Annotated in this window: 15 protein-coding genes; 2 read left to right on the plus strand and 13 right to left on the minus strand. The window is 40.3% G+C overall.

The window, feature by feature from the left end; all coding sequences use genetic code 11:
* Window positions 1-60: 60 nt before the first annotated feature.
* The 3 genes from PQO03_RS20180 to PQO03_RS20190 are packed head-to-tail and all read right to left on the minus strand — an operon-like array spanning window position 61 to window position 4,345.
* Window positions 61-1,044, minus strand: a complete 984-nt coding sequence (locus PQO03_RS20180; protein WP_274152942.1) for a hypothetical protein — start codon at window positions 1,042-1,044, stop codon at window positions 61-63.
* Window positions 1,041-3,623 carry a Gldg family protein gene (locus tag PQO03_RS20185; RefSeq protein WP_274152944.1) on the minus strand — a complete coding sequence of 861 codons (2,583 nt, stop codon included), beginning with the start codon at window positions 3,621-3,623 and terminating at the stop codon, window positions 1,041-1,043. Before PQO03_RS20185 ends, PQO03_RS20180 begins: the two co-directional genes overlap by 4 nt.
* Complete coding sequence (locus tag PQO03_RS20190; protein ID WP_274152946.1) at window positions 3,620-4,345, minus strand: ABC transporter ATP-binding protein; 726 nt, start codon at window positions 4,343-4,345, stop codon at window positions 3,620-3,622. Before PQO03_RS20190 ends, PQO03_RS20185 begins: the two co-directional genes overlap by 4 nt.
* Window positions 4,346-4,464: 119 nt before the next feature.
* On the opposite strand from PQO03_RS20190, the gene PQO03_RS20195 reads away from it, so the two are divergent.
* Window positions 4,465-6,078 (plus strand): fumarate hydratase, encoded by a 1,614-nt coding sequence (locus tag PQO03_RS20195; protein WP_274152947.1) that lies wholly within the window; start codon window positions 4,465-4,467, stop codon window positions 6,076-6,078.
* 846 nt (window positions 6,079-6,924) lie between these two features.
* On the opposite strand, the gene vapC is transcribed toward PQO03_RS20195, so the two are convergent.
* The 4 genes from vapC to PQO03_RS20215 form a co-directional block, all read right to left on the minus strand.
* Window positions 6,925-7,332, minus strand: a complete 408-nt coding sequence (gene vapC, locus PQO03_RS20200) for a type II toxin-antitoxin system VapC family toxin (RefSeq protein WP_274152949.1) — start codon at window positions 7,330-7,332, stop codon at window positions 6,925-6,927.
* On the minus strand, window positions 7,329-7,526 hold the full coding sequence (locus tag PQO03_RS20205; protein WP_274152951.1) for a type II toxin-antitoxin system VapB family antitoxin: 198 nt from the start codon (window positions 7,524-7,526) through the stop codon (window positions 7,329-7,331). The genes vapC and PQO03_RS20205 overlap by 4 nt, the downstream gene beginning before the upstream one ends.
* A 147-nt stretch (window positions 7,527-7,673) precedes the next feature.
* A complete protein-coding gene (locus tag PQO03_RS20210; RefSeq protein ID WP_274152952.1) occupies window positions 7,674-7,937 on the minus strand; it encodes a type II toxin-antitoxin system RelE family toxin in 264 nt (87 codons plus the stop codon).
* On the minus strand, window positions 7,930-8,154 hold the full coding sequence (locus PQO03_RS20215; RefSeq protein ID WP_274152954.1) for a CopG family transcriptional regulator: 225 nt from the start codon (window positions 8,152-8,154) through the stop codon (window positions 7,930-7,932). Before PQO03_RS20215 ends, PQO03_RS20210 begins: the two co-directional genes overlap by 8 nt.
* A gap of 197 nt (window positions 8,155-8,351) precedes the next feature.
* Between PQO03_RS20215 and PQO03_RS20220 the strand changes: the two genes are divergently transcribed.
* A complete protein-coding gene (locus tag PQO03_RS20220) occupies window positions 8,352-9,302 on the plus strand; it encodes an IS1595 family transposase (protein WP_274148833.1) in 951 nt (316 codons plus the stop codon).
* Between the two features lie 350 nt (window positions 9,303-9,652).
* On the opposite strand, the gene PQO03_RS20225 is transcribed toward PQO03_RS20220, so the two are convergent.
* The 6 genes from PQO03_RS20225 to PQO03_RS20250 all read right to left on the minus strand — a co-directional run bounded on the left by PQO03_RS20225 (window position 9,653) and on the right by PQO03_RS20250 (window position 16,074).
* Window positions 9,653-11,272, minus strand: coding sequence for a sialate O-acetylesterase (locus PQO03_RS20225; protein WP_274152955.1), 1,620 nt, complete (start codon window positions 11,270-11,272; stop codon window positions 9,653-9,655).
* Window positions 11,273-11,405: 133 nt separating this feature from the next.
* Window positions 11,406-12,332 carry a cysteine synthase A gene (gene cysK / locus PQO03_RS20230; protein ID WP_274152956.1) on the minus strand — a complete coding sequence of 309 codons (927 nt, stop codon included), beginning with the start codon at window positions 12,330-12,332 and terminating at the stop codon, window positions 11,406-11,408.
* A complete protein-coding gene (locus PQO03_RS20235) occupies window positions 12,329-13,468 on the minus strand; it encodes a glycoside hydrolase family 10-like protein (RefSeq protein WP_274152958.1) in 1,140 nt (379 codons plus the stop codon). The genes cysK and PQO03_RS20235 overlap by 4 nt, the downstream gene beginning before the upstream one ends.
* Window positions 13,469-13,508: 40 nt before the next feature.
* Window positions 13,509-14,528, minus strand: coding sequence for an anthranilate phosphoribosyltransferase (gene trpD / locus PQO03_RS20240; protein WP_274152960.1), 1,020 nt, complete (start codon window positions 14,526-14,528; stop codon window positions 13,509-13,511).
* Complete coding sequence (locus tag PQO03_RS20245) at window positions 14,521-15,033, minus strand: SixA phosphatase family protein (protein ID WP_274152961.1); 513 nt, start codon at window positions 15,031-15,033, stop codon at window positions 14,521-14,523. Before PQO03_RS20245 ends, trpD begins: the two co-directional genes overlap by 8 nt.
* 3 nt (window positions 15,034-15,036) lie before the next feature.
* Window positions 15,037-16,074, minus strand: coding sequence for a hypothetical protein (locus tag PQO03_RS20250; RefSeq protein WP_274152962.1), 1,038 nt, complete (start codon window positions 16,072-16,074; stop codon window positions 15,037-15,039).
* Window positions 16,075-16,262 lie beyond the last annotated feature (188 nt).

The following is a 16,262-nucleotide window of genomic DNA, read 5'->3' on the forward strand; positions in this document are numbered from 1 at the left end:
CACAGCTAAATAGATGAACTCCATTCAGATATGAAATATAAGTGGCGACTCCTGTCGCTATTATTGCTTCATTTGCATGAAAGGTAACAAGCGTTCCGAAAGCATAAAATGCCACTCAGAAAGAGTTTGTTTAATACCGTCATAATCTTTGGCACCACTTAGATCCGCATCTGTATTTAAACGCATTCGACATTTAATAAGCTTTCCTTCTCTAGCAAGAAGCTCCAAAGTATAAATTCTCCCTACATGATCAACAAACTCTAAACGCTCTCCTTGAAAATCTAGTTTCTTAATCGGACGAGCTACTTCCACATCTAAATAACGAGCTTGAAAAATTTGCGACATGAAACTATAGGCCTGCTTATCCGTCATCTTACTTAATTCTGTAGGGTACTTAAACTTAAAAGGCTTGCTAAGATAACTGCGTCCAGCCTGCCATATCAAACGCTCGCGGCTATAATACGACACCGATAAGACAGCTTTATAATCTGGCAGAAATTTACGCAGCCAGACACGAGGATCTGCCTGGGTATTTCTCAAGATTTGTGTGGAAATAAAGATACCCTGATTCTCAGGATCTAAGTAATATCGACCCGCGGCCTTTCCGCCCTGTGCATGAGATTTTCCTAAATGTAATTTTTTATGGCTACCATCTTTATAATTCAAACTCAACTCAACGGGTCTTTCATTCAGTAAATCTGATTGCTCATCAAGGGCATAAAACTTCTTATCCTCACTTCTTGCATCTACCGTTTGAGCTACTTTCATATTTTTTAAATCGATAATTACATCATTGATTTGTTTTTGGTCGGCAATAAAATCAAAGCGATTTTTTACCACCCAATCACCATCAACTTGATGGAGCTCGGTTTTTAAGGGCCCTTGCTCAAGAACTAATGAATCCAATTCTTTTACATCATTAAATATCACTTGCCCTGGTGTGAAAAGATCTCGATTAATCCCTTCATTTTTACGGGTCATGAAAAACAAAAGTAATAAACCGATACTAATGAATAAAACTTTATATAGCTGCTTTAATTTCATGCGGCTCTCCGTTTACATTTCCAAGCTAAAAAAGCTCTAAATAACAAGATCAGTAGGACAATCACTGGCGGTAAATAGAGATTCCAATAAAAGACTTTTTTCTCAAAGGCAATTGAATTGGCCTTGAGTCCTGATTCAATTTCTTTTAAGCGTTCATCTGTTCTAGCACGATCTTCTTTCTTTTGAGTCAAGGTTTGCTTCTCTTCATCATTCAAAATTAATTGCCTCACCATTTTACTCTCCAATAAACTAACCGTACGACTTGCCTGAGCATGTTCTAATTGCAAAGCCTCAATCTCATCTAACTTGGATTCATACTGATTGATCTGACGCTGATAAACAGTGGAAAAGTTTCGACGCTTATAGCGACGACCACGTAAACCAAGTAGACTGCCTTCATTCAATTCACTATCTAAAATATTGAGGAAAAATACTGTATTATCACTAATAGAAACACGTTCACGACGACCATCGAATAAGTGCTGAATATTTGTCTGGAAACTATCGTGAAGCATATCTGCGTCACTGACGAGAATCACTTCCGCGTCTTTAGTTCCCTGTTTTAAATGTTTATCACTAATAACGCCCTTAGGCAGGTACTTTTGAAAGGCACTTTTTAACTTTCCTTTCACACGTATCGCTAAAATTTTAGGATCCGTTTCATCAGTGATTTTATGTAAGCTCTCACGACTCTTTAAAGCGTCTTGCCTCTTAATACCTAAATTATTTCGACTACTCTTCATTAAAATATCATATTCCAAGCCTTTCACAGGACGATAATCTAAGTAGCCCGCATAGGGAACATGCAACTTATTCACGTTCGTAAAGAAAGGCTCATCCATCTTTAAGTTCTCTGGCGTTAAACTGAGCATAAAGGGATTTTCTTTTCCTTTTACCGGTGTTTTTAAATCTTTATCCGCCACCAATTCTTCAGGTACATAACGCACACCCCAAGCTTCCGAGAAACCAAGCAGAGAACTCATCTGTGACATCCGTCCCTTGTGACTCACGCCCTTGTTAAACTTAGCTTCTACTAAAGAGAAATTATCTAAAAAACAAAGAATTTTACCACCCTTCATTAAGTATTGATCCAAGGCATACATCGTCTCTTCAGATAAAGTATCTGGATGAACTAATACAACCATTTTTACCGTATCTGGAATAACTCGAACTTTAGCCGGCATCTGCAAGAGAGTATAATCGATGCGCATATCTGTGACAATTGACCATTCAGGCTCATCTTTAATACGTCCTGAACTAGGATCTGCTTGCATCCCTACGACAGGTAGCGACGACTGGAACAAAATCACCGGCTTTTCTTTTTTCTGAACCGCATACAATAAACGCGTAACATTAAGCTCCATTTGATCTTCTTCATCTGAAGTAAATGCCGGGATTGTCATCACTTTATCTTGATAGGATAAAGCCACACCCAGATACATCTTTCCCTGCCTTCCCAACTTAATTTCACTCAAGCCATCGAATCTTGCTGAGGTCTCACCAGGACTTCCCACTTGTGGATCAATTACATCTAGTTTAAGTTTGCCATTTGATTCTTCGGCATACTCACGTAATAAATCTTCTACACGACGAGCTAAGGCTTTTTGCTCCATGCTTACCGCTGGATTACTACGAGAAAAATAAAAACGAATACGCCCTGGGCTTTCCATTTTTTTAATCGCATTTTTGCTCGAATCACTAAGCGTATAGAGATTATCTTCTGATAAATCGATTCGTAAGGATACATTTCTAAAAGTCAGGTTGAGAATGACCACACTCACAAAAACAAGGGCTATAACTGCCGCTGTAATAGGTTGGTTGAGTTTATGAGAAGCTTTACGGCAACGTAAAATAGCCACTGTACTGCCCAAGCCAAACAGCATAATACTGAAGAAATAAATGAAGTCACGTAAATCAAATACCCCTCGTGCTAAACTCGCTATATGAGGAATGATACTAAAGAAAATCAAAGTCTCGACTACATCTTGAGGTAAAACACTATTGAGAATAGCTTCTATCCCCAATTGCTGCATCCCAGCGACCATAAATATCAGCATCAGCAAGAAACTACATATATAACTCGTGACCTGATTTTGAGTCAAGGAGGAGCAAACACCACACAGAGCGAGGCACATACCGCCCAACAATAAGCTGCCACCATAACCAGCAATTAGTCTGCCCGTATCAGGTTCACCCAAATAATAGCTCGTAATCACCATCGGGAAAGTCAATAATAAGGCAGTCGCTAAAAAGGCCCAAGCAGCGAGAAATTTCCCTATAACCGCCTGCCACACTGTTACCGGCATCGTCAATAATAATTCTAAGCTTCCGACCCGATCTTCCTCTGACCACATGCGCATTCCCACGGCCGGAATAAAGAATAAATAAAGATAGGGGTGAAAATCAAAAAGCACCCGCATACTCGCTTCATTGAGTTTATACCAATCCGCTATCTTAAACGTAAAAATCGCTGAAGTTACCAAAAATGCTAACAGAAAAACATAGGCTAGCGACGAACTAAAATAAGATTTGTATTCACGCTTACAGATTGCCTTTACTGAACGTATAAAACTACTCACCAGTCTGCCCCCCCATTACCCAAAGTTAAATCACGGAAATTATCTGCCAATTTATCTCCACGAGATTTAAAGTCCGACACACTCTCATTGGCCACTATTTCGCCTCGTCTCATGACGATAACCCGCGTGCAAAGCACCTCAACTTCTTCTAAAATATGGGTCGAGATCATCACTGCCTTTTCTTGGCCAAAGCCTTCAATGATTTTACGTATTTCAAATTTTTGATTGGGATCCATGCCATCTGTTGGCTCATCTAAAATTAAAATAGGTGGATCATGCAAAACCGATTGCGCGAAGCAAGTTCTTTGGCGATAGCCTTTTGATAAGGTTCCAATATTCTGATGTGCCACGCGTTCTAAAAAACATCTTTGAATAACTGAATCCACGGCTGTTTTTCTATCCTTGCCATCTATGCCCCGAAGTTCTGCAGTGAAGTTCAAAAAAGACCTTACCGACATATCGTGATAGAGTGGCGCCGTCTCCGGAAGATAACCTATTTGCGCTTTACAAAACATTTCATTATCACTCATACTCTTACCACAAATCTTGACCTCACCCGCACTCGGACTCAAATAGCCCGTAATCATTCTAATCGTAGTGGACTTCCCCGCACCATTGGGGCCAATAAAGCCTAAAATATCACCCTTCTCTACCGTGAAACTAACATTATTCACCGCTCGGATATCACCAAAGTAACGCACTAAATTATTAACTTCTATCATTATTATCCTGCCTAGGTATTGTGCATTTTTTTTATCCCGCTAAAATAACACCTATTAACAATTTTGAACTCATTTTGCGTACAATTCTTTGCGCTTATAGCAAATAAAAAGGAAATACAATGGCAGACTTTAGCTACAGTCCCATCTTCCAGTTTGGGAAAGACGATACTCAATACAAATTCCTTGGTAAAGAGGGCGTAAGCACCGTCACTTTAGGCGATCAAGAATTCCTTAAAGTAGAACCCGAAGCACTCCAAAAAATGGCTTGCGAAGCTTTCTATGACGTCAGTCATTTCCTGCGCGCAAAACACCTTGATTCCCTTTCGTCCATACTCCGTGACCCCGAAGCTTCTAAGAATGATAAATTTGTCGCGAGTCAGCTTTTAAAGAATGCCGTTATTGCTGCCCAAAAAGTCCTTCCTTCTTGCCAAGATACCGGCACAGCTATTATCATGGGCAAAAAAGGCGAACGCGTCCTCACTGGCTTTGATGATGCTGAAGCCCTCTCACGTGGCGTCCATGAGATTTACACAAAAGCGAATTTGCGCTTTTCGCAAGTCGCTCCACTCGATATGTATACAGAGAAAAATACCGGCACTAACCTTCCTGCACAAATTGATATTTACTCAACTCAGGGCGATGAATACAAATTCCTCATGCTCGCCAAGGGTGGCGGATCTGCAAACAAAACTTACCTCTACCAAAAAACAAAAGCTCTGCTCAACGAAAAGTCGATGCTCGAGTTTGTCAGAACACACATCACTGACTTAGGCACCGCCGCATGCCCTCCCTATCACTTGGCTCTCGTTATCGGCGGAACTTCTGCCGAAATGAACCTCAAGACAGTCAAACTCGCTTCATCTGGCTACCTCGATAATCTTCCGACTGAAGGTGATATCACTGGACGTGCTTTCCGCGATACTAAGCTCGAAGAACAAGTCTTAGATATCTCACGTAAATGTGGCCTCGGCGCACAATTCGGCGGTAAATATTTCTGCCACGACGTTCGCGTTATTCGCCTTCCTCGTCACGGCGCTTCATGCCCAGTAGGCATGGGCGTTTCTTGCTCTGCCGATCGTAATATCAAAGGCAAAATCACCAAAGAAGGCGTCTTCATTGAACAACTCGAAGAGCACCCAGAAACATTCCTTCCTGACACGTCTCACAACCCCGCTGAAAAAGTCGAAGTCATCGACATCGATCTAGATCAACCCATGGCAGATACTTTAGCGAAACTCAAAGATTCCCCAGTGATGACACGAGTCAACCTTTCTGGAACAATCATTGTCGCTCGTGATACCGCTCACGCCAAACTACAAGAACGTCTGGATGCAGGAGAAGATCTTCCCGATTACTTTAAACAATACCCAATATATTATGCGGGTCCCGCAAAAACTCCTGAAGGTCTTGCCTCTGGCTCATTTGGCCCCACAACGGCTCAGCGCATGGATCCCTATGTCGCACCTTTCCAAGCTGCCGGCGGGAGCATGATTATGTTGGCAAAAGGCAATCGCACCAAGCAAGTACGCGAAGCATGTGGCACTTATGGCGGTTTTTATCTCGGCTCTATTGGCGGACCAGCCGCCATCCTCGGCAGAGATGTCATCACCAAAGTCGAAGTTCAAGAATACGAAGAACTCGGCATGGAAGCCATTTGGAAAATCCAAGTGAAAGATTTTCCTGCTTTTGTGATCATCAACAACAAGGGCGAAGACTTCTTCGCAGGTATTTAAATCCTACTAAATTTCGTTTAAAGCGAGCTCCAAAGCTAGTCTAAAACCACAAAAAAGCCTCCGTAAAAACGGAGGCTTTTTTGATGCTGTGACTGAACTTACTTAGTCTTAAATAAGGAAGCTGGCAAACCTTCTTCATTATAGATATTTGAGCCTATTAATCCGGCGAGTATATAGAGTAAAAGTGTTAGTAGGGAATGCTGTAGGCATGGATTAGAGCATATATCCCTTCCTTCAGAACGCTACTGTTCAATTATTTCTCAGCCTTAACTCTCACGAGGCTGTGTGAAAAAGAAATAATAAACGAATTAGGGCCTACGACTTTTAGCATACATACAAACTACATGACTCAGAATATCTAAATTGTCAGGGCTCACGTGTGAGTCCGCTAGAATGTAGCACGCTCCGTCAGGGGCATGAAAATGAGTTCGGAATTAATCCAGAACCCAAGCTTGGGTCCGACACTCTATGCCGGACTCACATCCGCGAGCCCTGATTTTTATCAAATCATTTTTCGTGCGGCTCATGCTTAGAGTCTTTTCTATTTCGTTTTCTTTGTTTTAATTGCTCTAGATATTAAAGATGGTATTGCGGGAATAATGAATAAAAATATCATAATCATCATGTGTAAATTTATGATTTCTCTAAAGTTTATTTCTTTCCAATTCTCACCATTTACTTCACCCCTCATAATCATAATAAAGACTATAACACTCATACAAATGAGGAATGCCATTAGGTAGATTATTAAGATTGATTTCAGAGATTTCATATCAATTTTATTTGCATAAGGACCGAGATTAGTGAGATTTTGAGCGAAGCGAAAATCTTCACTGCGACACATGGTTAGCCATTGTTTGAGATAAACAATTGGATAGGTATATGTTTTGAATAATGGTCAAAATCTTTATCTCTAGTGTATATCATTGCATTTAGTCTACAAGCACATGCACATAATAGAAAGTCTACATGAGAACCTTGAATACCTTTGCGTCTACAGATGTTATGAAACTCAGCCGCCTGTTCATAATCTATATCTAAAATTGGTGAATTAGGGAAATAACTGAGTTTTTCTTTTAGTTTCTTAAATTTATGCGGGTCTGAGTAGCCAGATAGAACTTCTTGTTTTATTGGCCCCAACATAATAATTCTTTGATCTTCGATTAAAGAAGTAAAATCATTTATCACATTATCTTCAGGAGTACTTCTTCTGAGTGCTAATGACCAAATTACCGTATCTACAATTACTTTCATCTTTTACGGGATTCTTTATAATCGTAATTTTCATCAGGATCCATCTGATTAAACAAATCAATAATTTCTAGTTGCTTTCTTCTATTGACAAATTCTCTCAATGCTAGGTTTACAGTTTCTTTTTTAGTTTTTAAATGAGCCACTTGTTGTGCCTGATTTAAAAGCTTGTTATCTATTGCAAGATTAGTAGCCATGGTATGATCTCTTTTTTATTTCTACACATCATCTCACACAATATATAGTGTGAACTTTGCAAGTCAATTATTTTATTTCTGGCTAACGACCGAGATTAGTGAGATTTTGAGTGAAGCGAAAATCTTCACTGCGGCTCATGCTTAGGCTTATTGCCCGTATATATCTTTTCGGTGGCCAATTTTGATGATGTAGATCTGTAATTGCTTGTCTTCTATAGAATAAATGATTCTATAATTACCTTGTCTAACTCGATATAAATCATCATTTTCACTTAATTTTATATGTCCGAATAAATATGGATTATCTGATAACTCTTCTATTTTTGCAAAGATTTTATTGCGATCTTGATCAGGGATTTTCCGTAATTCTTTTTCAGTTTTTCTGTGAAAAACAATTTCATATTTATCCATTATTGAACTTTTCCAGCATATCTTTATAAGAAATGAAATCACCATCTTTTCTTTCTTCATATGCTTTGATATCTTCAAGATCTTCTAATAATTCATGCCTTAGTGCGAGATCAACTAATTCAGAAATTGATTTTTCACTTTCTACAGATTTTGCTTTAAGTACTTTATGTAACTTAGGGTCAAAATATATGGTGGTTCTTTTTGTCATAGTAGCCATAATGTTTTCCTTATATTGGTTCTATGACATTATATCACCATAATGTTATGATGTCAATTTTTTATTCCAGCCTAATGGCAAGAGCAAGGGTCGTGAAGGGGATTCATTTTATTTCACGATTAACCAGTTAAGAGTGTAAAACTTGATATAGCTATTTTTTAGTAGCATATTAATTACATCTAATAAGGAGATGTATTATGCCTAAGAATAAAGTTCAGTTTCAAGTTGGAGTTAGCTTTCCAGAATTCATCAAAACTTTTGGAACCGAAGAACAATGTAGTGCTTACCTGGAAAGCTGTAAGTGGCCTAATGGCTTTAAATGTGACACATGCGATAGTGATAAGTATTATCGCTATAAATCAGGAAGCCGCACAATCTTTCAATGTAAAGCCTGCCGTAAAAACCATCGCTTAACAGCGGGTACTTTATTTCATCGAACGAAAGTTCCTCTCCAGAAATGGTTCTTAGCTCTCCATCAAATAAGTCAATCAAAGAACAGTGTTTCAGCATTAGAATTACACCGTCACATTGATGTGAACTATAAAACTGCTTGGTTAATAAAGCAGAAAATTATGCAGATGATGTATGAGCAGGACAGTAAGTATAAACTTAAAGGCTTGGTTGAAATAGACGATGCTTACCTAGGCGGTCGACTGGAAGAAGGTAAACGAGGTAGAGGTTCAGAAAATAAGTCTCCATTTATAGCTGCCGTAGAAACTAACGAAAATCGGAATCCAGTTTTTGTTAAACTGAGTCCTGTATCGGGTTTTTCTTATGAAGTTATTAAACAATGGGCTATAGATAATCTTGAGGAGAACTGTGATACAATTTCAGATGGACTTAGAGGTTTCAGTGCCTTAAAAGAAGTAAGTAATCATAGCGTTTTAGTTACTAGTAAAGCAAAAAAAGAAGAAATAGAAAGTACTTTTAAATGGGTCAATACAATTTTAAGTAACATCAAAACCTCAATTTCGGGGACTTTCCACTCTTTAAAATTCGATAAATATGGTTTCAGGTACCTTGCGGATTTACAGTTTAGGCTCAATAGAAGATTTGACCTCAGGAAAATGTTTTTTGGCTTAATATCTAAAGCTATGGCTACATCACAGAAACCTGTTAAATATCTTAATACATCGTTAACTGGTTAATCGTGTTTTATTTTAATTATCACTTAAATAGCGGCGATAAAATAAAGGGGTATTCCTTCTTAGGGAAAGTTAATGACAAGACCTTTGCCTGCGCGGGCGGGGGGAAAAATGGACTTAGTTTTGGCGCTAATATGCGGGCGAGACGCCCGCGGTCCCAGGAGGCTTGCATCGTGGGCGGAAAAAAATGGACTTAGTTTTGAAGGTGATGCCAAGCTGGTGCTTGGCGTACCCAGGGAGGTAATATACGGGCGAGACGATATATTTTGATTACCTGTGTGGTAGCACCCTCGCAGCCATGCCACAAAAAAGCCTCCGTGAAAACGGAGGCTTTTTTGATGCTGTGACTGAGCTTACTTAGTCTTAAATAAGGAAGCTGGTAAACCTTCTTTGTTATAGAGGTTTGCGCCTTTCGCATTGGAAGCCCAAGCGTAACGAACTTCTATGGGTGCTGAAATCTCTGGGTGAGAAACTTCTACAGAATCTTTAGAGATGATTTTTGCTGTTGCCCATTTCCAAACATTATCAGAACCTTTGATCTGAAAGTGCTTAAGCTCATCTTGAGTTTCAACAACTGGATCAAGCAATACTTTTTTGCCCGTCATCAAACCACTGCCCACTTGATCAAATTGAACAATAACTTTGCTCGCTTCAATTTTGTGTGACTTATAAAGTGGGCCACTATAAACATGATCCGTTTTTCCGTAGGACGTATGCAAGGCCGATAAGGCGAGGCGTTTACCTGCATCAATTTTATTATGAGGGTGAATATCTTTGGCTTCACCAATATCATTCAAGACTGCCATACCCGTATTTGGAACTGCAAGAGTCTGGAACTGCTGATAACAAACATTTACCCAACCATCATTATCGACAGGACTTTTTGCAGGATCTCTAAACTGAGCTAACTGACACCAGAAAAAATCTAGACGATCCTGACCCCAAGCTGTTCTCCATCCTTCAATAAGAGCAGTGAAATGCCTTTGATAATTTTCGTTTTGGTAACCAGAATTTGATTCACCCTGATACCAAATAGCACCTTTCACGGCATAGGGAACAAGGGGAGCAATCATACCATTATAGAGTGTGGAAGGCAAACGATTACTTTTTGCCGGATCAGAAACCATACGTGGTTTACGCTGATTGAATTTTTTCTTTTCAGCTTTAGCCGCAACTTTTTTGGCTTCCCACTCAATTAACTTTTTCTCATGAAGTGCTTTTGCTTTTTCAGGTGTCCACCAAGAACTACCCTTTTCGAGCTTAGCTTTTTCTTCTGCATAAAAAGCCTTGAGTTCATCAGTCGTTTGGTATTTCGGCATGGGAACCCATGGTTCAACCAAAGTGCCGCCCCAAGCACATTTAATAAGTCCTACAGGAACATTGAGGGTTTTGCGAAGTTCGCGACCGAAAAAATAACCCGTAGCAGTAAATCCACCATTAGTTTCTGGTGAAACCTGAGCCCAGTCACCATTTATATTTTCGAGCTCTTTGCCATAAGTCGTTTCTTTTCTAACTTCGATTTGGCGAAAGAGTGGGTCCTTAGCCGTTTCCATTTCGTTTTTTATGTACTCAGCTAAAGGCATATACTCTTTTTCACGCGTAGGTTTAACGAGCTGCTTGATGGCAAAGTCCATATTAGACTGCCCAGAACAAAGCCAGACTTCACCCACCAAAATATTTTTAACGCTCAGGTTCTCTGAACCATTTTTAACTTCAAGATTTCTTCCTTCTGCAGAAGCTTCGAGTGAATCAAACTTTACCATCCACTTACCATTTTTATCTGCTTTAGCAGATTTTGTTTGACCGGCGAAAGAAACGTCTACAGTACTACCTGCATCAGCCCAACCCCATACAGGAACCGCTTGACCGCGCTGAAGGACTGCGCCATCTGAAAAGAGTTGGTGGAGTTTAATTTCAGCTGAAAGTTGAAAAGACGCAACAAGCGCCAATGCCGTTAAAAATAATTTATTCATTTATATCCTTATTCTTTAGTGTGTTTGTGTTATAGGGTATACGTAGATAGACAATACTTTCTGACTTTTCCTTACAGTAAAACAAGTATAAAAGACTGAAATCTAAGGATCTCAGTCTTTTTAAACTTAGCTACTACTTATATTGTTCAAAAAGCCAAGTTGAGAGGTAGCGCTCACCAGTATCAGGAAGGATACAGACGATTTTTTTACCTTTATTCTCAGGACGCTTAGCCAATTCAAGGGCCGCTGCCATTGCAGCACCACAAGAGATACCACAAAGGATACCTTCTTTTTGAGCTAATTGACGCGCCGTTTCACCCGCATCATCATCAGACACTTTAATCACTTCGTCTAGTAATTCTGGATCCATAACCCCAGGAATAAAACCAGCGCCAATCCCTTGGATCTTATGTTTCCCAGGACCTTCACCACTGAGAACCGCAGAAGTAGTTGGTTCTACCGCGACGATCTTGACATTTGGCGTTTCTTTTGCAAAAGTTCTTGCACAGCCAGTAATGGTTCCACCTGTTCCGACGCCAGCAACAAAAAAGTCGAAATCGCCATTCATGTCAGCAATAATTTCTTTTGCCGTGGTCACTTCGTGAATCGCAGGATTTGACGCGTTTTCAAATTGTTGAGGAACCCAAGCACCCTCAATATCAGCCGCAAGCTCATTTGCTTTATTGATCGCACCCTTCATGCCATCCGCACCAGGAGTCAAAACCAGCTCAGCACCGAAAATACGCATCAACTGACGACGCTCTACAGACATTGAATCAGGCATACAGAGAATAAGTTTGTAACCACGAACAGCACAAGTCATAGCAAGGCCGATACCAGTATTACCAGAGGTAGGCTCAATCACAGTCATACCAGGCTTCAATGTACCATTGGCAACTGCATCATCAATCATTGCTTTGGCAATACGATCTTTGACACAAAAACCTGGATTAGAAGATTCCGTTTTTGCATAGACTTCGGCATAAGCGCCTTCCGTAAGCTTATTGATCTTTACGAGTGGGGTATTCCCACATAATTCGAGGATGTCATTGGCTTTCATTTTCTATCTCTCCCATAGTTGATGAGTTGTTGTTTTAGGTATGAATTTTTTTGGATCGCGCCTAGGCTGAAGTGACTAAACCCATGTACTTTGGGATCGTATTCACAGCGCTTCATTTGATTAATAAGTTCTTTCGGTTCGGTACGCCAAGACGCCAAACCAGGAACAATCTTCTTATTGAGAGGATTTTGCATCTTCCACCAATTCAATAAAGACGAAAAACGTTGTTGAGGAGCCGATTCTGGCCAATACAGTTGTGGCGACAAATAATCTACCCAACCTTCGCGCAGCCATCTGCGACTATCGCAAGCTAGACTATCAAAAGAACTCGTGCCTTTCACTCCTTTAGGAAAGCCTGGTTTCCAAATCCCAAAGGGACTTATACCAAACTCAAGCTGAGGTTTAAGTCGCTCAAGGCCTTTGTGTAAACTGTAAACCAAAGTATTGACCTGATGACGACGCCACATTTCTTTATCCATGACTTTGCTCGGTTTCGTCTTTAGATAGGCTGAGTATTCTTTAGCATCGGGAAAACCACTCGCGGGCAAAAAGTCCTTGTAGGGATAAAAATAATCATCTAGATGAATGCCATCAATATCATAACGACGAGCGCAATCTAAAATCACCGTCTGGACATATTGGCGAACAGCTTTTGACGCAGGATTGAGCCATACATAACCTTTCTTAAGGTAGATACACCAAGATTTTGCTTTTCGCTGTAGAGAGTTTTTTGCCAAGGGTTCTTTTACTGTGGGGTGCTGGACTCGATAGGGATTAAACCAGGCATGAATCTTAAGGCCACGCTTATGGCATTGCTCGATCCAATACTGCAATGGATCATAACCAGGATACTTGCCTTGCACTCCCGTCAAACGATCCGACCAGGGCTCAAAGGCTGATTTATAGAGTGCGTCGCCATGAGGACGCACTTGAAAAATAATCGTATTTAACTTGAGTTGCACAGCTAAATTGAGCAATTCTTGGCATTCTTTCTTTTGCTGCAAGACAGTCAAATGCTGTGAACTCGGCCAATCAGTATTGGCGACGGTCGCAACCCAAGCCGCGCGCATTTTAGTTTGAGCCACAAGTGAAGAAGAGCAGAAAACTAATAGGCATAGAAATATAGATTTTTTCAAAATGCCTACGCCCTCTTGTTTTAAAATTCGCATCTGTCACTTAGGCTTGAGTAGCAGCGCTCAATTTATCTAGTATGGCTAATGCTGAACCACTATCAATAGATTCGATAGCCAGCTCAATTCCTTGACTTATACTTTGTGCTTTTCCTGCAGAGTAAATCCCCGCACCAGCATTCAGTAGCACCGCATCCCGATAGGCAGATTTTTCACCTTTCAGCATAACCCGTAGAGCATCTGCATTATACTGGGGTTCACCACCCTGAATATCGCTGAGTGAGGCGGTCTTTAAACCAAAATCTTCGGGACATATCTGATACTCTTTAATCTCTTGTCCCATGACTTCAAAAACTTTTGTCGGCGCACAAATGGAAATCTCATCCATGCCATCACAGCCGTACACAAATAACATGTGATCAACGCCAAGTACTTTTGCGCTTTCCGCTAAAACACGACAGTATTGCTCCGAATAAACACCAATGAGACCACGACGAACACCTGCGGGGTTACACATCGGCCCCAATAAATTAAACAAGGTCCTAACACCAAGAGTTTTACGCACTTCTATTGTGTGCTTTACTGCAGGGTGAAGCAAGGGTGCAAAAAGAAAAGTCATGCCAATATCATCTAAGCATTGCGCCATTTTTTCAGGTGTGATTTGAGTATTAATCCCCAAATGAGAAAGTACGTCTGCACTCCCAGATTTACTAGAAAAGGCTCTATTACCATGTTTCGCCACACTAACGCCCGCACCCGCAGCCACAAAAGCTGAACTCGTCGATATATTAAACGTGTGATGTCCATCACCACCAGTACCCACAATATCAATCGCCTTTGAATCTGAACAAGATACTTTAACGGCTCCTTCGCGCATCACTTGAATACAAGCCGCAAGCTCTTCAGCGGTTTCACCCTTGGTATGCATAGCCGTAAGCCAGCCTGCCTTTAAAATATCGTTCACTTCGCCTTTGAAAATTTCTTGCATAATTTGACGAGTCAAATCAGCACTCAGATTGCGACCTGCGCAAATCTCATTAATGGCTTTTTTTACGGAATCAGACATGATCACCACACCTTGTTATGACTGGAGAAAAAGCAGAGAGCGTACGAGCCACGGCTTTATGATTATTGATATCTAGACGTAAAGCAAAGAAGTCCCCTGAATATATCGGATAGGGGTATTGACCATCTTCACCATGAAAGAGTTGTCCTAAAATATACGAAATGTCAGGTTCGTGGAGAATCACCATCGCGGCTTGCTGCTTATCTGGATCAAGCCCAGAAAGACAGTTAAGAACATCACTTAAGCCAGCTCCTGGAAGAAGGCTCGTATCCATGTGAACTGGAATTCCGCCAAGTTGATCCGCAATCATTTCACCACTCATACGAGAACGATTAAAGGGTCCGGTAAAAATCCCATGAGGAAAGTATTCCATTTTTTTCATAAACTCGCTTAGGGCAAGAATATCTCGTTCCCCTGCTCCAGAAAGAGGTCTTTCGGCATCGTATTGCACATTTGAATCTTCCAATGCTAAAGCACGAGCATGACGCATAAGGTAGAGGTACATCTTTTACTGCTCCTGTTTTGAACTAGTTTTCAGCTCAAGTTCATTAATGATGTGACTAAGGTAGTCCGCTCCCGCAACGCTATCAGAAATCTCCATTTGTAATACGACCGCAATGACGCGTTTATCTTTTTTCCAAAAATACATGTGATCAATATGTGTAACGCCGTTTCTCATAGAGCGAACTTCTCTGCCCTGGATGACTGTATTATCATTTAAAAGATATTTGAGTTCTCTAGAGGGAGGATTTTTCAGCGTATAGTCCATCGCTTGATAATTTTCGATAATCGAATTAGTCACATAATTTTCCGTTTTTTTCAAATCTGTGCCTTTATCGTAAACCTGGATCATAACACTTGGTGAAAGCTCCCCTATCAAGCGATATATTTTACAGTTCCTGCCCATTGTTTTCGTCACCACAAGGTCACGAGAATAGGAGATTCGCAGCGCCTTATCTTCAAAATTTTGAAAGAGGTTCTTACGCATGCTAACTTTCAGCTCTTTGCCGTCACTCAGAATCAACTTACCTTCTTCATCTTCATTTAATTCAATTTCTTTACCATCGATGATCACCGTATAATTACGACGATTTTTCTTACTCGCAACAGCTATTTCGCGTTGTACAACGTTGGCCACAAACATCGGTTGAATATACCACGATCCACCAACATTACTGATGTGGATAGGAAATCCGTACTCCAACATTTTAACACGCGCAATTTGGTGGCGTTTAGTAATCATATTTTCGTTTATTGTATGAACTTTTCCGCCAAAGCGAAAGGACTCACCTTCTTTGAGCCAATCTATATCGAGTTTGCTAAGTTCGCGTTTGAGCTGATCTTTTTGATCATCCGTTTTCTTATCACCACTCCATAAGACTTTTAAATTGTGATGGTCCAAACATAAGGCACGAATACTCGCTTCGTTTTTATCAATCAGGGCATGTACAAAACGTCGAACTAAAAGTTCCGTTTCAGGCATTTTATCTTCTGCTGAGGCAATTAAGCAGAAGAAGGTGAAAAATATAAATTTCACTTTCGCCATAAGTCTAACTCCAGAATTAAATTCAATTCCTAGAACTTAATTGATATTTATATTTTTGTTAGCCCACCTACATTGGTGAGTGCTATAAATAATATTTTTTCTTAATAAGGTGAGTCATAATTGACCGATAACTCAATAGATCGTGGAGTTTATTTTCGCTGCAGCTTTTGTTACAGCAATCTAAACGC

The organism is Lentisphaera profundi (genome assembly GCF_028728065.1).
GTDB classification, from domain to species: domain Bacteria; phylum Verrucomicrobiota; class Lentisphaeria; order Lentisphaerales; family Lentisphaeraceae; genus Lentisphaera; species Lentisphaera profundi.